At 73.8% G+C, this 18,849-nt stretch carries 21 protein-coding genes; 20 read left to right on the top strand and 1 reads right to left on the bottom strand.

What is annotated here, in order from left to right:
• Window position 1: 1 nt before the first annotated feature.
• The gene (locus ACFYE3_RS15610; RefSeq protein ID WP_387610624.1) at window positions 2–1,234 is read right to left on the bottom strand and encodes an MFS transporter; all 1,233 of its coding nucleotides are present in this window, start codon (window positions 1,232–1,234) and stop codon (window positions 2–4) included.
• 83 nt (window positions 1,235–1,317) lie between these two features.
• On the opposite strand from ACFYE3_RS15610, the gene ftsY reads away from it, so the two are divergent.
• The 20 genes from ftsY to ACFYE3_RS15510 all read left to right on the top strand — a co-directional run bounded on the left by ftsY (window position 1,318) and on the right by ACFYE3_RS15510 (window position 18,830).
• On the top strand, window positions 1,318–2,463 hold the full coding sequence (gene ftsY / locus ACFYE3_RS15605) for a signal recognition particle-docking protein FtsY (protein ID WP_368832731.1): 1,146 nt from the start codon (window positions 1,318–1,320) through the stop codon (window positions 2,461–2,463).
• Between the two features lie 209 nt (window positions 2,464–2,672).
• Window positions 2,673–3,986, top strand: coding sequence for an ammonium transporter (locus tag ACFYE3_RS15600; protein WP_387610622.1), 1,314 nt, complete (start codon window positions 2,673–2,675; stop codon window positions 3,984–3,986).
• A gap of 51 nt (window positions 3,987–4,037) precedes the next feature.
• Window positions 4,038–4,376 carry a P-II family nitrogen regulator gene (locus ACFYE3_RS15595; RefSeq protein ID WP_017833766.1) on the top strand — a complete coding sequence of 113 codons (339 nt, stop codon included), beginning with the start codon at window positions 4,038–4,040 and terminating at the stop codon, window positions 4,374–4,376.
• A 201-nt stretch (window positions 4,377–4,577) separates the two neighbouring features.
• Window positions 4,578–6,161 (top strand): signal recognition particle protein, encoded by a 1,584-nt coding sequence (ffh, locus tag ACFYE3_RS15590; RefSeq protein WP_368822172.1) that lies wholly within the window; start codon window positions 4,578–4,580, stop codon window positions 6,159–6,161.
• Between the two features lie 7 nt (window positions 6,162–6,168).
• Window positions 6,169–6,654 (top strand): NUDIX domain-containing protein, encoded by a 486-nt coding sequence (locus ACFYE3_RS15585; RefSeq protein WP_368832727.1) that lies wholly within the window; start codon window positions 6,169–6,171, stop codon window positions 6,652–6,654.
• Window positions 6,655–6,725: 71 nt separating this feature from the next.
• On the top strand, window positions 6,726–8,033 hold the full coding sequence (locus tag ACFYE3_RS15580; protein ID WP_387610619.1) for a hypothetical protein: 1,308 nt from the start codon (window positions 6,726–6,728) through the stop codon (window positions 8,031–8,033).
• Window positions 8,034–8,097: 64 nt separating this feature from the next.
• Window positions 8,098–9,585, top strand: coding sequence for a sensor histidine kinase (locus ACFYE3_RS15575; RefSeq protein WP_387610617.1), 1,488 nt, complete (start codon window positions 8,098–8,100; stop codon window positions 9,583–9,585).
• A complete protein-coding gene (locus ACFYE3_RS15570) occupies window positions 9,582–10,259 on the top strand; it encodes a response regulator (protein WP_387610615.1) in 678 nt (225 codons plus the stop codon). Before ACFYE3_RS15575 ends, ACFYE3_RS15570 begins: the two co-directional genes overlap by 4 nt.
• 162 nt (window positions 10,260–10,421) lie before the next feature.
• Window positions 10,422–11,363, top strand: coding sequence for an ABC transporter ATP-binding protein (locus ACFYE3_RS15565; RefSeq protein WP_387610613.1), 942 nt, complete (start codon window positions 10,422–10,424; stop codon window positions 11,361–11,363).
• Window positions 11,360–12,541 carry an ABC transporter permease gene (locus ACFYE3_RS15560; RefSeq protein WP_387610612.1) on the top strand — a complete coding sequence of 394 codons (1,182 nt, stop codon included), beginning with the start codon at window positions 11,360–11,362 and terminating at the stop codon, window positions 12,539–12,541. The genes ACFYE3_RS15565 and ACFYE3_RS15560 overlap by 4 nt, the downstream gene beginning before the upstream one ends.
• A gap of 174 nt (window positions 12,542–12,715) precedes the next feature.
• Window positions 12,716–13,147, top strand: a complete 432-nt coding sequence (gene rpsP, locus ACFYE3_RS15555; RefSeq protein WP_368832721.1) for a 30S ribosomal protein S16 — start codon at window positions 12,716–12,718, stop codon at window positions 13,145–13,147.
• A 2-nt stretch (window positions 13,148–13,149) separates the two neighbouring features.
• Entirely contained in the window at window positions 13,150–13,392 is a 243-nt protein-coding gene (locus ACFYE3_RS15550) for an RNA-binding protein (RefSeq protein WP_017833757.1), read from the top strand.
• Window positions 13,393–13,534: 142 nt separating this feature from the next.
• A complete protein-coding gene (rimM, locus tag ACFYE3_RS15545; protein ID WP_387610610.1) occupies window positions 13,535–14,158 on the top strand; it encodes a ribosome maturation factor RimM in 624 nt (207 codons plus the stop codon).
• Window positions 14,158–14,988 carry a tRNA (guanosine(37)-N1)-methyltransferase TrmD gene (gene trmD / locus ACFYE3_RS15540; protein ID WP_387610608.1) on the top strand — a complete coding sequence of 277 codons (831 nt, stop codon included), beginning with the start codon at window positions 14,158–14,160 and terminating at the stop codon, window positions 14,986–14,988. Before rimM ends, trmD begins: the two co-directional genes overlap by 1 nt.
• Window positions 14,989–15,184: 196 nt before the next feature.
• Entirely contained in the window at window positions 15,185–15,589 is a 405-nt protein-coding gene (gene rplS / locus ACFYE3_RS15535; RefSeq protein ID WP_387610606.1) for a 50S ribosomal protein L19, read from the top strand.
• 16 nt (window positions 15,590–15,605) lie between these two features.
• Entirely contained in the window at window positions 15,606–16,286 is a 681-nt protein-coding gene (lepB, locus tag ACFYE3_RS15530; protein ID WP_387610604.1) for a signal peptidase I, read from the top strand.
• 62 nt (window positions 16,287–16,348) lie between these two features.
• On the top strand, window positions 16,349–17,254 hold the full coding sequence (gene lepB, locus ACFYE3_RS15525; protein WP_387610603.1) for a signal peptidase I: 906 nt from the start codon (window positions 16,349–16,351) through the stop codon (window positions 17,252–17,254).
• Window positions 17,244–18,011, top strand: coding sequence for a ribonuclease HII (locus ACFYE3_RS15520; protein WP_387610601.1), 768 nt, complete (start codon window positions 17,244–17,246; stop codon window positions 18,009–18,011). The genes lepB (ACFYE3_RS15525) and ACFYE3_RS15520 overlap by 11 nt, the downstream gene beginning before the upstream one ends.
• Window positions 18,008–18,352, top strand: coding sequence for a DUF2469 domain-containing protein (locus ACFYE3_RS15515; RefSeq protein ID WP_387610600.1), 345 nt, complete (start codon window positions 18,008–18,010; stop codon window positions 18,350–18,352). Before ACFYE3_RS15520 ends, ACFYE3_RS15515 begins: the two co-directional genes overlap by 4 nt.
• A gap of 109 nt (window positions 18,353–18,461) precedes the next feature.
• The gene (locus ACFYE3_RS15510) at window positions 18,462–18,830 is read left to right on the top strand and encodes a YraN family protein (protein ID WP_387610598.1); all 369 of its coding nucleotides are present in this window, start codon (window positions 18,462–18,464) and stop codon (window positions 18,828–18,830) included.
• The last annotated feature ends 19 nt before the right edge of the window (window positions 18,831–18,849 follow it).

Genomic DNA, 18,849 nt, shown 5'->3' with positions numbered 1-18,849 from the left:
GCTACTGTCCGGCGCCGCGCACGGGCGGCGTGTCGGGCCGCTCCATCGTGTCCCGCACCGGCAGCCAGGCCCCGGCCGCCAGCAGCATGATCGCCCCGGAGACCCCGAAGGCCCAGCCGAAGCCCGCGGCGTCGGCCAGCGCACCGGCCACCACAGGGCCGAGGATCTGACCGGCGTCGGCGCTCATCTGGAAACGGGCCAGCACCGGCCCGCCGGCCCGGTCCGGTCCGATGACGTCGGCCACGGTCGCCTGCTGACCCGGGTTCAGGGTCCCGGAGCCCATCCCGGCCACGAGCGAGAGGACCACGAACCACGGGACGTCCTGGACCAGGCCCAGCCCCATGGTCGCGACCCCGTTGAGCACCAGGCCGCTGAGCACGAGCGGCCTGCGCCCGAACCGGTCCGTGAGCCGGCCCGTGACCGGCAGGGTCATCGCGTTGCCCGCGGCGTAGACCGCCAGGGCCAGGCCGGCCACGGCCGGACCCGCCCCGAGCACGGCGACCGCGAACAGCGGCACGAGGGCCACCCGGATCCCGTGGGCGGTCCACCCGTTGGCGAAGCTGGAGACCAGGGCGGAGCGGTAGGCCCCCACCCGGCGCGCCTCGGCCACGGTCATGACCGGCTGGTTCCGGCGGTCCTTGCCGGCGCCGAGGACCTCGTCCTTGAGCCGGAAGTGCACCACGGCCACGGCCACCAGCAGCGACACCGCGTAGATCAGGAACGGCGCCTGCATGCCGAAGCCGGCCAGCAGCCCCCCGAGCACGGGGCCGAGCACCCCGCCCACCAGGAACGCGGAGGCGTAGTAGCCCGAGACCCGCCCCCGCATCCGCGGCGGGGCCAGCCGCACGATCAGCCCCATCGCCGAGATCGTGAACATCACCGAGCCGATCCCGCCGAGGCCCCGGAACAGCAGCAGCTGCCAGTAGGTCTGGGCGAACGCGGTGGCCGCCGAGGACAGCGCGACGATGAGCACGCCGGTCACGTAGGTCGGGCGCTCGCCGATCCGGTTCAGGATCCGCCCGCCCGCCGGGGCGAAGAGGAGGCGGGCCACGGCGAAGACGCTGACCACGGCCGAGGCGGCGGCCACGCCGACCCCGAAGGTCGTGGCGAACTGGGGGAGCACCGGGGCCACGATGCCGTAGCCGATCGCGATGACGAAGGCGGCGGCGATGAGCACCGTGATCTGCTGGGGAACGCGCTCGCGCTCGGGCGCGGCGGCGGGCTGAACAGGCACCCGTCGAGTCTAGGACTCCCGGGCGGGCGCCCGGGCCCGCCCCCGTCGGCCCCGGAACCGGGCGGTGTGAGAAGCTGGGCGACGTGGATTCGATACCCGTTCTCGCATACGTGCTCATCGCCGTCGTGGTCCTCGGTCTGCTCGGGCTGGTCCTGCTGCGGGGGCCCAAGGCGCCCCGCGGCGGCTACCCCTCCACCCGGGACCCCGACGACCTCGAGGGCGGTCCGGTCGCGGCCCCCGGGGACCTGGAGCCCGGCACCGCCCCGGCTCCGCCCGCCGACACCCGGCGGGCCCTCGACCGCCCCGAGTCCGCCGCGTCCCGGATGGCGCGGCTGCGCGGGCGGCTGGCCAAGTCCAACAACGTCTTCGGCAAGGGCCTGCTGGCCCTGCTCTCGCGCGACCGCATCGACCAGGACGTGTGGGACGAGATCGAGGAGACGCTGCTGCTCGCCGATCTCGGCACGGACTCGTCCATGGCCCTCGTCGAGGCCCTCCAGCGCCGGGTCAAGGTCGAGGGCACCGACGACCCCGCCCATGTGAAGGCCATGCTCCGGGAGGAGCTCCTCGCGCTGGTCGACCCGTCGATGGACCGGTCCCTGGCCGTGCAGCGCAAGGGGCCGATCCCCGCCGTCGTCCTCGTGGTGGGCGTCAACGGCGTGGGCAAGACCACCACCGTGGGCAAGCTCGCGCGCGTGCTCGTCGCCGAGGAGAAGGACGTGGTGCTCGGCGCCGCGGACACCTTCCGCGCCGCGGCCGCCGACCAGCTCTCCACCTGGGGCGCCCGCGTGGGCGTGCCCACCGTGCGCTCGCACGTCGAGGGCGCCGACCCCGCCTCGGTGGCCTACGACGCCGTGACCGCCGGCATCGAGCACGAGGTGGACGTCGTGATGATCGACACCGCCGGCCGGCTCCAGAACAAGGCGGGCTTGATGGACCAGCTCGGGAAGATCAAGCGGGTCGTCGAGAAGGCCGCCACCGTCGACGAGGTGCTGCTCGTCATCGACGCGACCACCGGGCAGAACGGCATGACCCAGGCGCGGGTCTTCGCGGAGGTCGTCGACGTCACCGGCATCGTCCTCACCAAGCTGGACGGCACCGCCAAGGGCGGCATCGTGGTCGCCATCCAGAAGAGCCTCGGAGTGCCGGTCAAGCTCATCGGTCTCGGCGAGGGGCCGGACGACCTCGCGCCCTTCGAGCCCGAGAGCTTCGTGGACGCCCTGCTCGACTGATCCGTCCCCCCAACGCCCCACACGCCCGCCGCAGTTTACGTACTCGTAACCCTTGCGGCGGGCGTGAAACATGTCGGCAACCCGGCACGCCGACGGACGAAACATCTCTCTCGGACACTCGATAAGGAACGGTGAGCACCGGACGGCCCCGCGGGGAACGGGCCAGTGGCACCGGTGACCGAACCAACCTTCAGAGAGAGGTGCACATCGTGGAAATCACTGCTGGACACGTGTGGACGATCGTCGCGGCAGCCCTGGTCTTCTTCATGACCCCGGGGCTGGCCCTGTTCTACGGCGGGATGACCCGGGCCAAGGGCGTCCTGAACATGATGATGATGAGCTTCATCTCCATCGCCTTCGTCTCCGTGGTGTGGGTCCTGTGGGGCTACTCCATGAGCGGCGGGGACCCGCTGCTGGGCGGGCTCACCGGCAGCCCGGTGCCCTCCTTCGCCCTGGCCGACATCATGGGCACCGAGGACCTCCTCGGCGCCGCCTACGGCGGGACCTTCGCCATCATCACCGTCGCCCTGATCTCCGGGGCGATCGCCGACCGGGCCCGCTTCGGCGCCTGGGCCGTGTTCGTGCCCGTCTGGGCCACGCTCGTCTACGCCCCCCTGGCCTACATGGTCTGGGGCGGCGGGCTGCTCACCGAGGACGGCGCCATCGGCTCCGTGCTCGGTGAGGCCATCGACTTCGCCGGCGGTCTCGTGGTGCACATCAACGCCGGCGTGGCCGCGCTGATCCTCATCATGATCGTCGGCGCCCGCCAGGGCTTCGGCAAGGACCCGAGCCAGCGCCCCCACAACCTGCCGCTGGTGATGCTCGGCGCCGCGATCCTGTGGTTCGGCTGGTTCGGCTTCAACGCCGGTGCCGCCGGCACCGCCGAGCAGGCCGGGCTCATCTGGATCAACACGCTCGTGGCCCCCTCCGCCGCGATGCTGGGCTGGCTGCTCACCGAGCGCATCCGCGACAAGCACGCCACCTCCCTGGGGGCCGCCTCCGGCGCCGTGGCCGGGCTCGTGGCCATCACCCCGGCCTGCGCCAACGTCTCCCCGGTCTGGGCGATCGGGATCGGCTTCGTGGCCGGCATCTGCTCGGCGCTCGCCGTGGGCCTCAAGTACCGGCTGCGCATGGACGACTCCCTGGACGTCATCGGCGTGCACCTGGTCTCCGGCATCGTCGGCACCGTGGCACTGGGCTTCGTGGCGCTGCCCTCCGAGGGCACGGCGGGCCTGTTCTACGGCGGCGGCTTCGGTCTGCTGCTCACCCAGGTCGTGGCGGTGCTCGTCTCGGTGGTCTACTGCGCGGTGCTGACCTTCGTCATCGCCTTCGTGATCGACAGGACCATCGGCTTCCGGATCACCGAGCGGGACGAGATCGACGGCATCGACATCACCCAGCACGCCGAGTCCGGCTACGCGCTGGCCGGCGACGCCACGGGCTCCTTCACCCCGGGCCGGCACAGTGCCGGGCAGGACGCCACGTCCTTCGAGCCCGGCCGCTCCGAGCCGGTGCACAGCTGAGCCGTGCGGCGACCACCGGCGCAACCCACCCTCACGAAAGGCACCCCTCCCATGAAACTCGTCACCGCGATCGTGCGCCCCGAGAAGTTCAAGGACATCAAGTCGGCCCTCGAGTCCTACGGCGTCCAGGGCATGACGGTCCAGAACGTGCACGGCTACGGGCAGCAGCGCGGGCACACCGAGGTCTACCGCGGCGCGGAGTACACGGTGGACCTGCTCGAGAAGGTCCGGGTCGAGATCCTCGTCGACAACCACCAGGCCACGGACATCGTCGACGTCATCGTCTCCTCCGCCAACACCGGCCGCGCCGGCGACGGGAAGGTGTGGGTCACCGACGTGCACCAGGCCGTGCGCGTGCGCACGGGCGAGCGCGACGAGACGGCGCTCTGACCCCCACCGGTCCCGACGGCCGGTCCCCTCCACCGGGAGGGGACCGGCCGTCGTCGTCCCGGTGCGTCGGCGGGGGAGGGCCCCGCACCGCCCGGAGTTGCTAACCTTGGACACTGACCCGCCACACCGGGCCGGGCCGCGGCCCGCGGTGCAGACCGCGGCGCACCGGCCGCCTCCCTCGACGAAAGCAGCTTTCGACCCGTGTTCAATTCACTGTCCGACCGGTTGACCGCCACCTTCAAGAACCTCAAAGGCAAGGGCCGCCTGACCGAGGCGGACGTCGACGCCACCGTGCGGGAGATCCGCCGCGCCCTGCTCGACGCCGACGTCGCCGTGCCGGTCGTGCGCGAGTTCACCGCCGCGGTCAAGGAGCGCGCCCTCGGGCTCGAGGTCTCCGAGGCGCTGAACCCCGGCCAGCAGGTCGTGAAGATCGTCAACGAGGAGCTGCAGAACATCCTCGGCGGCCAGACCCGCCGGATCAGGATGGCCAAGACCGGGCCCACGATCATCATGCTCGCCGGCCTCCAGGGCGCCGGCAAGACCACCCTGGCCGGCAAGCTCGGCAAGTGGCTCAAGGGCCAGGGGCACCGCCCCCTGCTCGTGGCCTCCGACCTCCAGCGGCCCAACGCGGTCACCCAGCTCCAGGTCGTGGGCGAGCGCGCCGGGGTGCCGGTCTTCGCCCCGCACCCGGGCACCACCTCGGAGTTCGACGACCCCACGGGCGATCCCGTGCAGGTCGCCCGGGACGGCGTGGCCCAGGCCCGCGCGCGGCTGCACGACGTGGTCATCGTGGACACCGCCGGCCGTCTCGGCATCGACGAGGCCCTCATGGAGCAGGCCCGCGACATCCGCGACGCCGTGCGGCCCGACGAGGTCCTCTTCGTCATCGACGCGATGATCGGCCAGGACGCCGTGAACACGGCCCAGGCCTTCAACGAGGGCGTCGACTTCACGGGCGTGGTCCTGTCCAAGCTCGACGGCGACGCCCGCGGCGGCGCCGCGCTGTCCGTGGCCTCCGTGACCGGCAAGCCCATCATGTTCGCCTCCACCGGGGAGAACGTCGACGACTTCGAGCAGTTCCACCCGGACCGCATGGCGTCCCGCATCCTCGACATGGGCGACGTCCTCACGCTGATCGAGCAGGCCGAGAAGCAGTGGGACCGCGACGAGGCCGAGAAGATGGCCCGGAAGTTCACCGACCAGGAGGACTTCACCTTCGAGGACTTCCTCGCCCAGATGCAGCAGCTGCGCAAGATGGGGTCGATGAAGAAGATGCTCATGATGATGCCGGGCGCCGCCGGCATGCGCGAGCAGCTCGAGAACTTCGACGAGCGCGAGATCGACCGCGTCGAGGCCATCGTCCGGTCCATGACCCCGCACGAGCGGGTGGCGCCCAAGATCATCAACGGCTCCCGCCGCGCCCGCATCGCCAAGGGCTCGGGCGTCACCGTCTCCGAGGTGAACCAGCTCATGGAGCGCTTCGCCCAGGCGCAGAAGATGATGAAGCGCCTGGCCCAGGGCAAGGGCGTGCCCGGCATGCCGGCCGGCATCCCCGGCATGCCCGGTGCCGGCGGCGGTCCGAAGAAGGGCAAGGGCAAGGGCTCCGCGAAGAAGGGGGGCTCCCGCTCGGGCAACCCCGCCAAGCGGGCGCAGGAGAACGCGGCCCTCGAGCAGCAGCGGAAGCAGAAGGCGCCCGCCGGATCGGCGTTCGGCGCCGCCCCGGGGCAGCCGGACCCCGCGGACCTGAACCTGCCCAAGGGCTTCGAGAAGTTCCTGGGACAGTGATCGCGCCGTGAGCTCCTACCTGTCCGAGACCGAGCTGAAGCAGTTCGTGGACTCCCTGCCGACCCGCCGCCTCGCCGCGGAGGCCCTCATCCGCGACCCCGAGGGCCGCGTGCTGCTCGTGGAGCCCAACTACAAGTCCGACTGGACGGTGCCCGGAGGCACCGTCGAGGCGGGGGAGGACCCCCGCACCGGGTGCTTCCGCGAGGTCGTCGAGGAGGTCGGCCTGCACCTGCCCGAGGGCCGGCTCCTCGTCGTCCACCACGGCGTGGCCATGGGCCTGTGGGGGGACTCGGTCTCCTTCGTCTACGACGGCGGCGTCATCGGTGCCGACACGCCCATCGCGATCCAGGAGGAGGAGCTGCTCAGCCACCGCTGGACGGCCCCCGCGGACCTGGACCGGTACCTGCGGCCCGCGCTGGCCCGCCGCCTGCGGGCGGGCCTGGCCGCCCTCCAGGACGGCACCACGGCCGAGCTCGTCGACGGGCCCCGCTGAGCGGACCGGCCCCGCCGGGAACGCTCCGCGAGCCCCCCGGGCGGCGGCGGCGACGGCGTAGCATGGACGGCATGACCTCACTCCCCGCCGACGACATCGCGTCCCCCACCTCCGCGTGGGACCTGGTCCCCGCCACGGTGCTGTGCGTGACGGAGGCCACCGCGTCCGACGGCTCCGGGCTGCGCCCCACCTGCGAGGGGATGCGCAAGGTCATCGCCCACCACCGCCTGATCAGCGCCTACGCCGAGGGCCCCCGCGCCACTCAGCTGATGTTCCTCGCCGACGCCGGGGGCCGTCTGGCGCAGGCCTCCGAGGACGGCTCCGTGCGGCCCGGGTGCACCCTCGACGAGCTCTCCGCGACCCTCGTGCGGATGACCGGCCAGCAGCTCCGGCCCGAGCACCCCGGGCTGCGCCGCGTGCTGCTCGTGCGCCTGGACGCCCCCGAGCTGCCCGTGCTGGCGGCCCTGTCCGGCACCGGGTTCACCGCCGTGTCCCGGCACGGCTGGTCCGTGGTGGTCTTCGACGCCGAGGTCGACTTCTGGGCCGTGCGCACCGGTCTCGCCGAGACCGCCGTGGCGCTGTCCTCGGACGGCGCCACCCGCTCCTTCGAGGTCCTGCTCGCCGGGGAGGACCCCGCGTCCGTCACCGACCTCGAGGCGGCCGACGCCGTGTGCGCCCTCGAGTGGGGCCCCGACTGGCTCCCCGCGGGCGGCGTGTCCGTCGAGGCCGAGGAGACGCCGGCCGCCCGGTTCGAGCGCGACCTCGTCCGGCTGTGCTCCGGCGGCACCTCGGACCTGCAGACCGAGTCCGTGGCCTCCGTCTTCGACCTCGACCCGGCCGAGACCAACCGGCTGCGCAACTACGTGCTGGGGGAGTCCACCGACCTGGTCCTGGAGTCCGTCCTGCAGCTGCTGGGGCTGCCCGTGCTCGCCGCCAAGGTCGTCGAGGGCCGCCGGGAGCTCACGGAGACGGAGGGCGCCGAGCACTACGAGCCGACGGGCGTGGCCTCGGCCGTGCTGCGGGGGATGACCATCGAGCCGACCGGCGACGGGCTGTTCGCGCGCTACCAGCGGGCCCTCGTCCGCCGGCCGGAGCTGCTGCTGGCCGTCGCCGGCACCGAGACCGCCCTCGGGGTCGGGCTCGCCGGGGCGGCCCGGCGCGGCGGGGCCGGGGCGCGCGTGCTCGGCACCCTGTCCGCGGCGCTGCTCGCGGACGCCGCCGCGGAGAGCGCCTACTACGCCGCCCTGCGCGGCGCGCGCCGCCGGCGGAACGAGGAGCGGCCCCCGTCCGCCGGACCGGCCTCCCCGCTTCCGGAGACGCCCGCCGCCCCGGGCTCGCGAGCGCGCCTGCGCCGCTTCTTCGGCCTGCACCGCGGCTGAGCTCCCCGCAGGATCCCCCGCGGGGCGGAGTTCCGCGCCGTCCGCCGCGGGCTACCGTGGGGGCGTGCACACCCGACCCACCACTGACCCGGACGCCGGGGCGGGCACCGGCCGGGGCGCTCCGCTCGCGGCGCGCGTCACCGCCTGGCTGAACGACCCCGAGGACCCGTACTGGTCCCGGCCCGCGCCCACGGCGGCCCAGCGGCGCAACGACGTGCTGGCCGCCCTCGGCTTCCTCCTGGTCGCGCTCCTGGCGTCCGTGCTGGTGCACAGCTACGCGGGGCTCGCAGAGGGGGACGAGCCCTGGCGCCTCTACCTCAGCACCGTGCTCATCGTGGTGCCGCTCGCCCTGCGCCGACGCTACCCGCTGCCCGTCGTGGTCGCGTCCTCCGCGCTGTTCCTGGGCCTGACCTACGCGAGCCCCACGGCCGCCATGACGCTGCCCTTCCAGGGCGCCTACTTCGCGGCCCTCTACGCCGCCGTCGCCTGGTCGCGCGACCGCCAGGCCCTGTGGGTCGCGATGTCGGTGGTCGTGGGGACCATGGGCCTGTGGCTGCTCGGCGCCTTCACCGTCACCAACGCCTACGCGGACTTCCTCACCGGACTGGGCGAGGTCGACGGGCCGCTGCCCCAGCTGCCGTCCTACGCAGTGTTCACCCTGCTCGTGAACGCCGTGTACTTCGGCGGGGCCGTGCTCGCCGGGCGCGCGTCCTGGCGGGCCGCGCTGCAGCAGCACCGCCTCGCGGCCCAGGCGCAGCGGATCCGGGAGCAGTCCGCGGAGATCGCCCGCCGCGCCGTCGTCGACGAGCGGATGCGCATCGCCCGGGAGCTGCACGACGTCGTCGCCCACCACGTGTCCGTGATCGGCATCCAGGCCGGTGCCGCGCGCAAGGTCCTGGACCGTGACCCCGCCGCCGCCGCCACCGCCCTGCGCACCATCGAGGCGTCCAGCCGGACCGCCGTGGGGGAGATGCGCCAGCTGCTCGGCGTGCTGCGCGCCGAGGGCGAGGAGGGCGTCCCGGGCCCCGGCGGGGGCACCTCGGCCGCCGCGCGCCGGCCGGACCCCGGTCTCGCCGACATCGCCGCCCTCGCCCGCCGGCACGCCGACAACGGGCTCGCGGTGGACGTCCGCACGGTCGAGGCCGTCCCGGGTGACCTGGACAGGATCCCCCCGGCGCTCGGCCTGTCCGCCTTCCGGTGCGCCCAGGAGTCCCTGTCCAACGTGATCCGCCACTCCACGGCCACCGCCGCGTCCGTCACGCTGCGCACGGGCCGCGGTCCCGACGGGCCGTGGTTCGAGCTCGAGGTGCTCGACGACGGCTCGCCCCGGCGCGGCACCGCCGGCACCGGGTTCGGCCTCCAGGGGCTGCGCGAGCGCGTCCGCCTGCACGGCGGGGAGGCGGAGATCGGGCCGCGCTCGGGCCGGCCCGGCTGGCGGGTCCGCACCCGCTGCCCCCTGCCCCCCGGCGGCTCCGGGGGGGACGCCCCGGGCACCGCCGTCGACGTCACGTCCGGCACCACGGACAGGATTCTGCGAGGATCGGAGGCATGATCCGCGTCCTGCTCGCCGACGACCACGCCCTCGTGCGCTCCGGCTTCGCCATGGTCCTGTCCGTGGAGGACGACATCGAGGTCGTGGCCCAGGCCTCCGACGGCGCGGAGGCCGTCGCCGCCGCCCGCGACGGCGTGGTGGACGTCGCCCTGCTCGACGTGCAGATGCCCGTCATGGACGGCATCGAGGCCACCCGCCGGATCGTCGGGACCGGGTGCGCCAAGGTCGTGATCGTCACCACGTTCGACCGGGAGGACTACCTCTTCGACGCGCTCGCCGCCGGGGCCAGCGGGTTCCTGCTGAAGAACGCGGACCCGGACGACCTCGTGGAGGCCGTGCGCGCCGTGGCCGGCGGCCACGCGCTGCTCGCCCCCGAGGCCACGCTGCGCGTCATCCGGGCCCTGACCACGGACCCCCCGGCCCCCGCCCCCGCGCCGGCCGACCCGGCGCCGCCCGACCCCGCGCGGCGCCGGGTCCTCGACTCCCTCACCGAGCGGGAGCACGAGGTGCTGCTGCTGGTCTCGGACGGGCTGTCCAACGCGGAGATCGCCCAGCGGCTGTTCCTCGGGTCCGCCACCGTCAAGACCCACGTGTCCAACATCCTCGCGAAGACGGGCTCCCGGGATCGGGTGCAGGCCGTCGTCTTCGCCCACCGGGCGGGCCTGGTCGACTGAGCCGGCTCCGCCCCGGGGCGGAGGCCACCGGGCGGAGTGCGGGCGCCGTGGCGCCGGCACTCCGCCCGGGTGGGGATACCTCCGGGCCGCCGCGTTCGTAGGCTGGGGAACGAGCCGCCCGGCACCCACCGGGAGGACGCACCCCGAGAGGATCCCGGGCCCATGAGCACCAGCACCACTCCCGCGGCGACCACCACCCGCTTCCGCCGCCGCCCCGACGGGCACGTCCTCGAGGCGCGGGGCCTGAGCCGGACCTTCGGGGGCAGCACCGTGGTCGAGGACGTCTCCTTCCGGGTCGAGCCCGGCCGGATGACCGGCTTCGTCGGCGCCAACGGCTCGGGCAAGACCACGACCATGCGGATGCTCATGGGCGTGCTGCGCGTCTCCTCAGGGGAGGTCCTGTGGGACGGCCGGCCCGCCACCGCGGCGGACCGCGCCGGCTTCGGGTACATGCCCGAGGAACGGGGGCTCTACCCCAAGCAGCCGGTGCTCGAGCAGCTCGGCTACCTCGGCCGGCTCCACGGCATGGACCGGCGCGACGCCCTCGCGGAGGCCGGGCGGCTGCTCGAGCGCTTCGGCCTGGCCGACCGCGGGAAGGACAGGCTGGAGTCCCTCTCCCTCGGCAACCAGCAGCGGGTGCAGGTCGCCGCCGCGCTCCTGCACGGGCCCGCCGCCCTGGTGCTGGACGAGCCGTTCTCCGGCCTGGACCCCGTGGCGGTGGACTCCATGGTCGGGCTGCTGCGCGAGCACACGGCCCAGGGCGTGCCCGTGCTCTTCTCGAGCCACCAGCTCGACCTCGTCGACCGGCTCTGCGACTCCCTGGTGGTGCTCTCCGGCGGCAGGGTCCTGGCCGCCGGCGCGGCCGACGACCTGCGCCGCACGGGTCCCCGCCGGCACCGGCTGCGCTGCGAGCAGGACGCCGGCTGGGTGCGGGACCTGCGGGGCGTGCGCGTCGTCGACGTCGACGGGCCGGCCGCGGTGCTCGAGCTCGACGACGACGACGCCCGCCGCCGCCTGCTCGAGGCCGCCGTTCCCCGCGGGCTCCTGGAGTTCACCGAGATCGTGCCCGCCCTGTCCGACGTCTACCGCGAGGTCACCCGATGAGCCCCCGCCCGCCCGCCGCCCGTCCCTGGTGGATCGTCACGGCCCGCGAGATCTCGGTCAAGCTGCGCGACCGGTCCTTCCTGCTCTCCACCGTGGTCACGGTGCTCCTCGTGGCCGGCTCGATCGCCGCCTCCGCCCTGTTCGGCGGCCGGGCCGCGGACCACGTCCTGGCGACCGCGGCGCCCGAGGCCGCGCCCGTCGCGGCGCGGGCCGCGCAGGCGCTGGCCGAGAGCGGCGACGACACCCTCACCGTGCACTCCGCCCACTCCCCGGACGCGGCCCGCCGGGCGGTGGCCGACGAGACCGCCGACGCCGCGCTGCTGCGGGGCCTCGACGGCTGGACGGTGGTCGGCCAGGACGACGTCGAGCCCGCGCTCGCCCGGGCCCTCGAGCAGGCGGTGGCCGAGGAGACCCTCGCGGCGGGCGCCCGGGCGGCCGGGACGACCGCCGAGGAGCTGACCGCGGGCTCCGAGGTCCGCACCGAGCTGCTGTCCGGCGGGCAGGACCGCGGCCCCGCGCGGCTCGTCGTGGGCTTCGTCTTCGCGTTCCTGTTCTACCTGGCCGCCATCCTCTTCGGCATGGCCATCGCCAACTCCGTGCTCGAGGAGAAGCAGAACCGGGTGGTGGAGATCCTGGCCACCGCCGTCCCGGTCCGGCAGCTGCTCTACGGCAAGGTGCTCGGCAACTGCCTGCTCGCGTTCGCGCAGATCGGCCTCTACGCCGCGGTCGGCCTCGTCGGCGTCAACGTCACGGGCGCCGCCGCGGACGTCGGCTGGATCCTCGCCGCCTCCGGCTGGTTCGTGGCCTTCTTCGTGGCGGGCTTCGCCGCGCAGGCCTCCGTCTGGGCGGTCCTCGGCTCCCTGGCCTCCCGCTCCGAGGACCTCCAGACGAGCACCGGACCGATCATGACGGTGCTCGTCGGCGCCCTCTTCGTGGGCCTCTACGCCGAAGGCGCGTGGCTGACGGCCGCGTCCTTCGTGCCGGTCGTCTCCTCGGTGGCCATGCCCATCCGGATGCTGGACGGCGGCGTGGCCTGGTGGCAGCCCGTGCTGTCCCTCACGACCGCCCTGGCCGCGGCCTGGGTGCTGCTGCGCCTCGGGGAACGGATCTACCAGCGCGCCGTGTTCCAGGGCGGACGCTCCCTCACGTGGCGGGAGGCGGCGCGTCTCGAGCAGTGAGGGGGCCGTGGGCCGGCGGACTTGACGACGTCTGGCATACTGGACGGGTACTCGATGCGTGCGGTCCCTCTCGCCGCACGTTTCTCGTGTCCGAAGAACCCCTGTGACCGGCCCGCCCCACGGGAGCGAGACCAGGGCGTTCACCTCATCCCAGAACCAGGAGAGTCCACACCAGTGGCTGTTAAGATCCGTCTCAAGCGCATGGGCAAGATGCGCGATCCCCGTTACCGCGTCGTCGTCGTCGACTCCCGCAAGAAGCGCGACGGCCGCGTCATCGAGGAGATCGGCAAGTACCACCCGACCGAGCACCCCTCCTACATCGAGGTCGTCTCGGACCGGGCCCAGTACTGGCTCGGCGTCGGCGCCCAGCCGTCCGAGGCCGTCGCCGCCATCTTGAAGGTGACCGGCGACTGGCAGCGGTTCAAGGGCGAGGAGGGCGCCGAGGGCACTCTCCGGACGCGTGAGCCCAAGGCCGAGTTCGTCGCTCCCGACAAGGGCTCCGTGATCGTCCCCGAGGCGATCACCCCCAAGGGCGAGAAGGCCGCCGAGCCGGCCGCTGCCGAGTCCGACGACGCCCCCGCGGCTGACGCCGAGAAGGCCGAGTAGTCATGCTCGCCGACGCGTTGGAGCACCTGGTCCGCGGGATCGTGGACAGCCCCGATGACGTCGACGTCCGTGTCAAGAGCGGGCGCCGGTCGGAGACCCTCGAGGTCCGGGTGCACCCCGACGACCTCGGGCGGGTCATCGGCCGCCAGGGCCGCACGGCCAAGGCGCTGCGCACCGTCGTGGGCGCGCTCGCCGAGGACGGCCCGGTCCGGATCGACGTCGTCGACACCGACCGCACCCGCTGAGGCGCCCACCGGCGCCCCGGCGTCCGGTTCCGCCGCCCGCACGGTCCCCGCATCCGCACCGGATGCGGGGACCGTCGGCTTTCCGCCCCCTGCCACCGCACCCCGTCCCGCGGCCACCCGGCCGCCGACTCCCAGGAGTTCCATGAAGGTCCAGGTCGCCCGCGTCGGCAAACCCCACGGCATCCGGGGGGAGATCACCGTGCAGCTGTTCACCGACGCCCCGGAGGAGCGCTTCGCCCCCGGCGCCCGGCTGCTGATCGAACCGTCCGTCCCCCTCGCCCCCGAGGGCGTGGTCACCGTGCGCCGGGCGCGCTGGAACAAAGCCGTGCTCGTGGTGGCCCTCGAGGAGGTCCCCGACCGCAACGGCGCCGAGACCCTGCGCGGTGCCCGCCTCTACGCCGAGGCGCTCGAGGAGGACCCCGAGGCCGACGAGTGGTACGAGCACGAGCTGGTCGACCTCGAGGTGCGCACCGGCCCCGAGGACGGTACGGGACCGCGGATCGGCGTGGTCACCGGTCTGCGCACGCTGCCGGTCCAGGACCTGCTGGAGATCGAGCTCGACGAGGGCCGCCGCGAGGCCGTGCTCCCCTTCGTCGAGGAGATCGTGCCGGTCGTCGACCCCGAGGGGGGCTTCGTCGTGGTGACCCCGCCTCCGGGGCTGCTCGAGCTCGGCCTCGACGGCGGCAATTCCGACAGCGACAATCCCGACGGCGGGACGACTGACGCCGGGGAGCCCGAGGACGGGGCGCCGGAGGACGGGCGCTGATGCGCATCGACGTCGTCAGCATCTTCCCCGAGTACCTCTCGGCCCTGGACCTCTCGCTCATCGGCAAGGCCCGGCAGCAGGGCCTCCTCGAGCTGACCGTGACGGACCTGCGCGAGTTCACGACCGACCGGCACCGCACCGTGGACGACACCCCCTACGGCGGCGGGGCCGGCATGGTCATGAAGCCGGAGCCGTGGGCCGCGGCGCTCGGCGCCGTCCTCGGAGGCGGACCCGCGGCCGGTCCCGGGGGCGCGGGGGAGCGGCCGGTGCTGGTCGTGCCCTCCCCGGCCGGTGAGGTCTTCACCCAGGCCACGGCCCGCGACCTGGCCCTGCGCGAGCACCTCGTCTTCGCGTGCGGGCGCTACGAGGGAATCGACGAGCGCGTCGTCGACTGGTCCCGCGAGCACTTCGAGGTCCGCCCCATGAGCCTCGGGGACTACGTCCTCAACGGCGGGGAGGTCGCCGTGCTGGCCATGGTCGAGGCCATCGGGCGGCTCGTGCCCGGCGTGGTCGGCAACCCCGAGTCCCTCGTGGAGGAGTCCCACGCGGACGGGCTGCTGGAGTACCCCGTCTACACCAAGCCGGCGCTGTGGCGGGACCGGCCGGTCCCCGAGGTCCTGCTCTCGGGCCACCACGGCCGGATCGCGCGCTGGCGGCGCGACCGGCAGCTGCAGCGCACCGCCGCCCGCCGCCCCGACCTCGTCGCGTCCCTCGACCCCACCGGCCTGGACCGCGCGGACCGCGCCGCCCTCGCCGAGGCGGGCTGGGTCGTCTCGGGCGGACGCGTGGTGCGCGCCGCGGACGGCGCCGCCGGGGAACCTGTGGCATAATGTTCAGCTGTGTGTCTGCTGGGCACGCCCCTGCCGCAGGGGGATGAGCGACCAACAGCCGGACACCCGGGCACCCCGCACGGGGCTCCCGTCACCACGTCTTGCGGATTCCGCACCCGGACCGGGCACCGCCCCGCCGCCACGGAACCGTGCCGACCCACGTGAGCGACCTGCGGCGTTCACCAGGAGAGTCACCATGAACATTCTCGACCAGCTCGACGCCAAGTCGCTGCGCAGCGACGTCCCCGACTTCCGCCCGGGCGACACCCTCAACGTGCACGTCAACATCGTCGAGGGCAGCCGCTCCCGTGTCCAGGTCTTCAAGGGCTTCGTCCTCGGCCGCCAGGGCGCCGGCGTGCACGAGACCTTCACCGTCCGCAAGGTCTCCTTCGGCGTGGGCGTGGAGCGCACCTTCCCGGTGCACTCCCCGGTCATCGAGAAGATCGAGGTCGTCACCCGCGGTGACGTCCGCCGCGCGAAGCTCTACTACATGCGCGACCGCCACGGCAAGGCCGCCCGCATCCGCGAGAAGCGCGACAACACCACGGCCAAGTCCTCGAAGTCCGGCAAGGCCGTCAGGTCCGGCAAGTCCGGCAAGTAGGACGGCGCGCGCTTCGGTGCCCACCGGAACCCGCGCACGGGACCCCCGCACCACCGGGTCCCACGCCGTTCGGCGAGAACGCCAGCCCCGAGCACGGGGCTGGCGTTCCGTCGTCCTCGCCCTCCTGCTGGCCGTGCTGGTCACCGGTCTGCTGCGCGCCTTCGTGGTGGACGTCTACTGGATCGGGTCGGACTCGATGCAGCCCACGGTCGAACCGGGGGACCGGGTGCTCGTCGGCAAGCTGGTCGACGAGACCGGCCTCGAACGGGGCGACCTCGTGGTCTTCGACGGGCGGGGCAGCTTCGCCCCGCTGCGCGGCGACGACCCGTGGCCCGCGCAGGTCCTGCAGAGCCTCGGCCGGTGGAGCGGGCTCACCGGCTCGGACAGCGTGTACCTCAAGCGGGTCGTGGGCACCCCCGGGGACACCGTCGCCTGCTGCGGTCCCTCCGGGCGCCTCGAGGTCGACGGCGAGGAGATCACCGAGGACTACGTCCTCGACGGAGACCGCCCCAGCGAGGTCGAGTTCACCGCGGTGGTCCCCGAGGGCCGGCTCTGGCTGATGGGCGATCACCGGTCGGTGTCGGTGGACTCGCGCAGTCTGCTCGGCGCGCCCGGTGGCGGACTGGTCCGAGCGGATAAGGTCATCGGAGAACCGATTGCTGTTCTGTGGCCCCGGGACCGGGCCGGGCAGCTCTGACGCGATCCGCACGGATCCGGATCCGGACGCCCACCGGCGTCCGCCCAGGAAGGACGAGAGCAGTGGCCGACAGGACCCAGCCCGCCGGCGACGGCGTGCCCCCGGAGAACCACGGCGTCCCCGGCGACGCCGCCGTTCCCGTCCCGGCAGCACCCACCGCCGACGCCGAGCGCGCCACCGCACCCCTCGACGGCGCCGAGGACGGGCAGGACCCTGCGTCCTCGCGCCGCGCCGGCCGGGGCCCGCGGGGCGGGCGCTCCCGCAAGCAGCGTCCTGACACGCTCTGGGGCTCGGTCCGGGAGATCCTCCTCGTGCTGGTCTGGGCCGTGCTCATCGCCTTCGTCGTGAAGACCCTCCTCGTGCGGGGGTTCTACATCCCGTCCGGCTCGATGGAAAACACCCTCCAGCTCAACGACCGCATCTTCGTCAACGTGCTCGAGCCCACCTTCGGTCCCCTCGAGCGCGGCGACATCCTGGTCTTCGAGGACGCCAAGGGCTGGCTGCCCGCGCAGCCCGACAGCGAGGGCGGGCCCAGGGACGCCGTCTACGACGCCCTGGCCTTCGTCGGCGTGCTGCCCGACCGGACGGACCAGCACCTCATCAAGCGCGTCATCGGGGTCGGGGGCGACACGGTGGTGTGCTGCGACGCCTCGGGGCGGGTCACGGTCAACGGCGAGGCCCTCGAGGAGCAGGACGCCTACCTCCACCCCGGGTCCGCGCCCTCGGAGCTCGAGTTCGAGGTCGAGGTCCCCGAGAACCACTACTTCGTGCTGGGCGACCACCGGGACGCGTCCGCCGACGCCCGGGTGCACCTGGCCGAGATCGCGGACAACGGCACGTTCATCAGCCACGACGACGTCGTGGGCACCGCGTTCGTCATCGCCTGGCCGCTCGACCGGTTCCAGCTGCTGCAGAACCCGAGCGAGGTCTTCGCGGACGTCCCCGACCGGTCCACCGGTGGCCCCTGAGCCCCGGCGGGGCCGGCGCCCGGCGCCACCCCGGGGCCGGGCCCCGGGGCTCGACGTCGAGCGGTCACTGCAGGAGCCGGACGGGCGCCTCGTCGGCGGGATGGACGAAGTGGGCCGCGGGGCCCTCGCCGGACCGGTCACCGCCGGACTGGTCGTCCTGCGTCCCGGCACCGAGCGCGGCGTTCCCGGCCTGCGGGACAGCAAGATGCTCAGCCCCGCCCGGCGCGAAGCGCTCGTCCCGCGCATCCTCGCGTGGTGCGCGGCCGCCGGCGTCGGCCATGCCTCGCCGCAGGAGATCGACGGACTGGGACTGACGGCCGCGCTGCGCCTCGCCGGACGCCGGGCCGTCGCGGCCGCGGCGCAGCAGGGCGCGCCGCCCGACGTCGTGCTCCTCGACGGCGGCCACGACTGGCTCTCGCTCCCGCAGGACTCCTCCCCGGCCGGAGCCGCCGGGCCGGTTCCCGCTCCCGGCCCCGACTGGTCCGGGACGGTGGTGGCCCGGGTCCGCGCGGACCTGACGTGCGCGTCCGTCGCCGCGGCCAGTGTGCTCGCGAAGGTGGAGCGGGACCGGATCATGGGCGAGCTCGCGTGCGGGTGGCCGCAGTACGGTTGGGACAGCAACAAGGGCTACGGTGCCGTCCGGCACCGCCGCGCCCTGGAGGAGCACGGGACCACGCCGCACCACCGGCTCAGCTGGCGGCTCACGCAGGCGCCGCCCGCGGCCGGGCCGAGCACGATCGGAGACGGGACGACATGAGCGCCGAAGAACTCGAGAACTTCGAGACGGACCTCGAGCTGCAGCTGTACCGCGAGTACCGGGACGTCGCCGGGCTCTTCCAGTTCGTGGTGGAGACGGACCGGCGCTTCTACCTGGCCAACTCGGTCCGGATCGAGCCGGTCGAGACGAAGAACGGACTGTACTTCGACGTGGAGCTCAAGGACGCGTGGGTGTGGGACGTCTACCGCTCCGCCCGGTTCGTCAAGCACGTGCACGTCATGAGCTTCAAGGACGTCAACGTGGAGGAGCTCGCCCACACGGACCCCTTCTCGGTGCCGGGCGCCGCCGGGCCCGTGCCGGAGGGCCCCGTGGCACCCTGATCCGCCCTGCACACGGCGCCGCAGACCCCGCGGCGGGCGGCCGTGACGGCGCACGATGGGACACCCGCCCGGCTGCCGCCGGGACGGCCGCCGAGCAGGGAGGTGTCCTGTGTCCGAGGAGCTCGGCGCGCGCGGCGAGCAGCTGGCGGCCGCCCACCTCGAGGCTCGGGGGTACCGCGTGCTGGAGCGCAACTGGCGCGCACGGCCCTCCCGGGACGGTCTCCGGGGAGAGGCCGACCTCGTCGCGGAGCACGAGGGATGGGTGGTCGTCGTCGAGGTCAAGACCCGTTCGAGCCTGCGGTACGGGCATCCGCTCGAATCCATTACGCGGCAGAAGATCGTCCGTCTGCACCGCCTGGCGGCCGCCTGGGCGCGGGCCCACGACCGCGACCCCCGGGTGGTCAGGGTCGATGCCGTTGCAATTACTTTCGCACACGACGGAGTGCCCGGGATCGAGGTCCTGCGGCAGATCCAATGAGACGCGGCGCGCCCGCGGC

The organism is Kocuria arenosa, from assembly GCF_042879215.1.
Classification (GTDB): domain Bacteria; phylum Actinomycetota; class Actinomycetes; order Actinomycetales; family Micrococcaceae; genus Kocuria; species Kocuria arenosa.
The sequence above is the reverse complement of the archived record's forward strand: the minus strand, read 5'-3'. Positions and strand labels throughout refer to the sequence as shown.

Coding starts and splice junctions, on each gene's coding strand:
- ACFYE3_RS15595 (WP_017833766.1), top strand. CDS start 4,038: ATGAAACTCGTCACCGCGATCGTGCGCCCCGAGAAGTTCAAGGACATC.
- ACFYE3_RS15580 (WP_387610619.1), top strand. CDS start 6,726: ATGACCTCACTCCCCGCCGACGACATCGCGTCCCCCACCTCCGCGTGG.
- ACFYE3_RS15570 (WP_387610615.1), top strand. CDS start 9,582: ATGATCCGCGTCCTGCTCGCCGACGACCACGCCCTCGTGCGCTCCGGC.
- ACFYE3_RS15565 (WP_387610613.1), top strand. CDS start 10,422: ATGAGCACCAGCACCACTCCCGCGGCGACCACCACCCGCTTCCGCCGC.
- ACFYE3_RS15560 (WP_387610612.1), top strand. CDS start 11,360: ATGAGCCCCCGCCCGCCCGCCGCCCGTCCCTGGTGGATCGTCACGGCC.
- ACFYE3_RS15550 (WP_017833757.1), top strand. CDS start 13,150: ATGCTCGCCGACGCGTTGGAGCACCTGGTCCGCGGGATCGTGGACAGC.
- rimM (WP_387610610.1), top strand. CDS start 13,535: ATGAAGGTCCAGGTCGCCCGCGTCGGCAAACCCCACGGCATCCGGGGG.
- trmD (WP_387610608.1), top strand. CDS start 14,158: ATGCGCATCGACGTCGTCAGCATCTTCCCCGAGTACCTCTCGGCCCTG.
- rplS (WP_387610606.1), top strand. CDS start 15,185: ATGAACATTCTCGACCAGCTCGACGCCAAGTCGCTGCGCAGCGACGTC.
- ACFYE3_RS15515 (WP_387610600.1), top strand. CDS start 18,008: ATGAGCGCCGAAGAACTCGAGAACTTCGAGACGGACCTCGAGCTGCAG.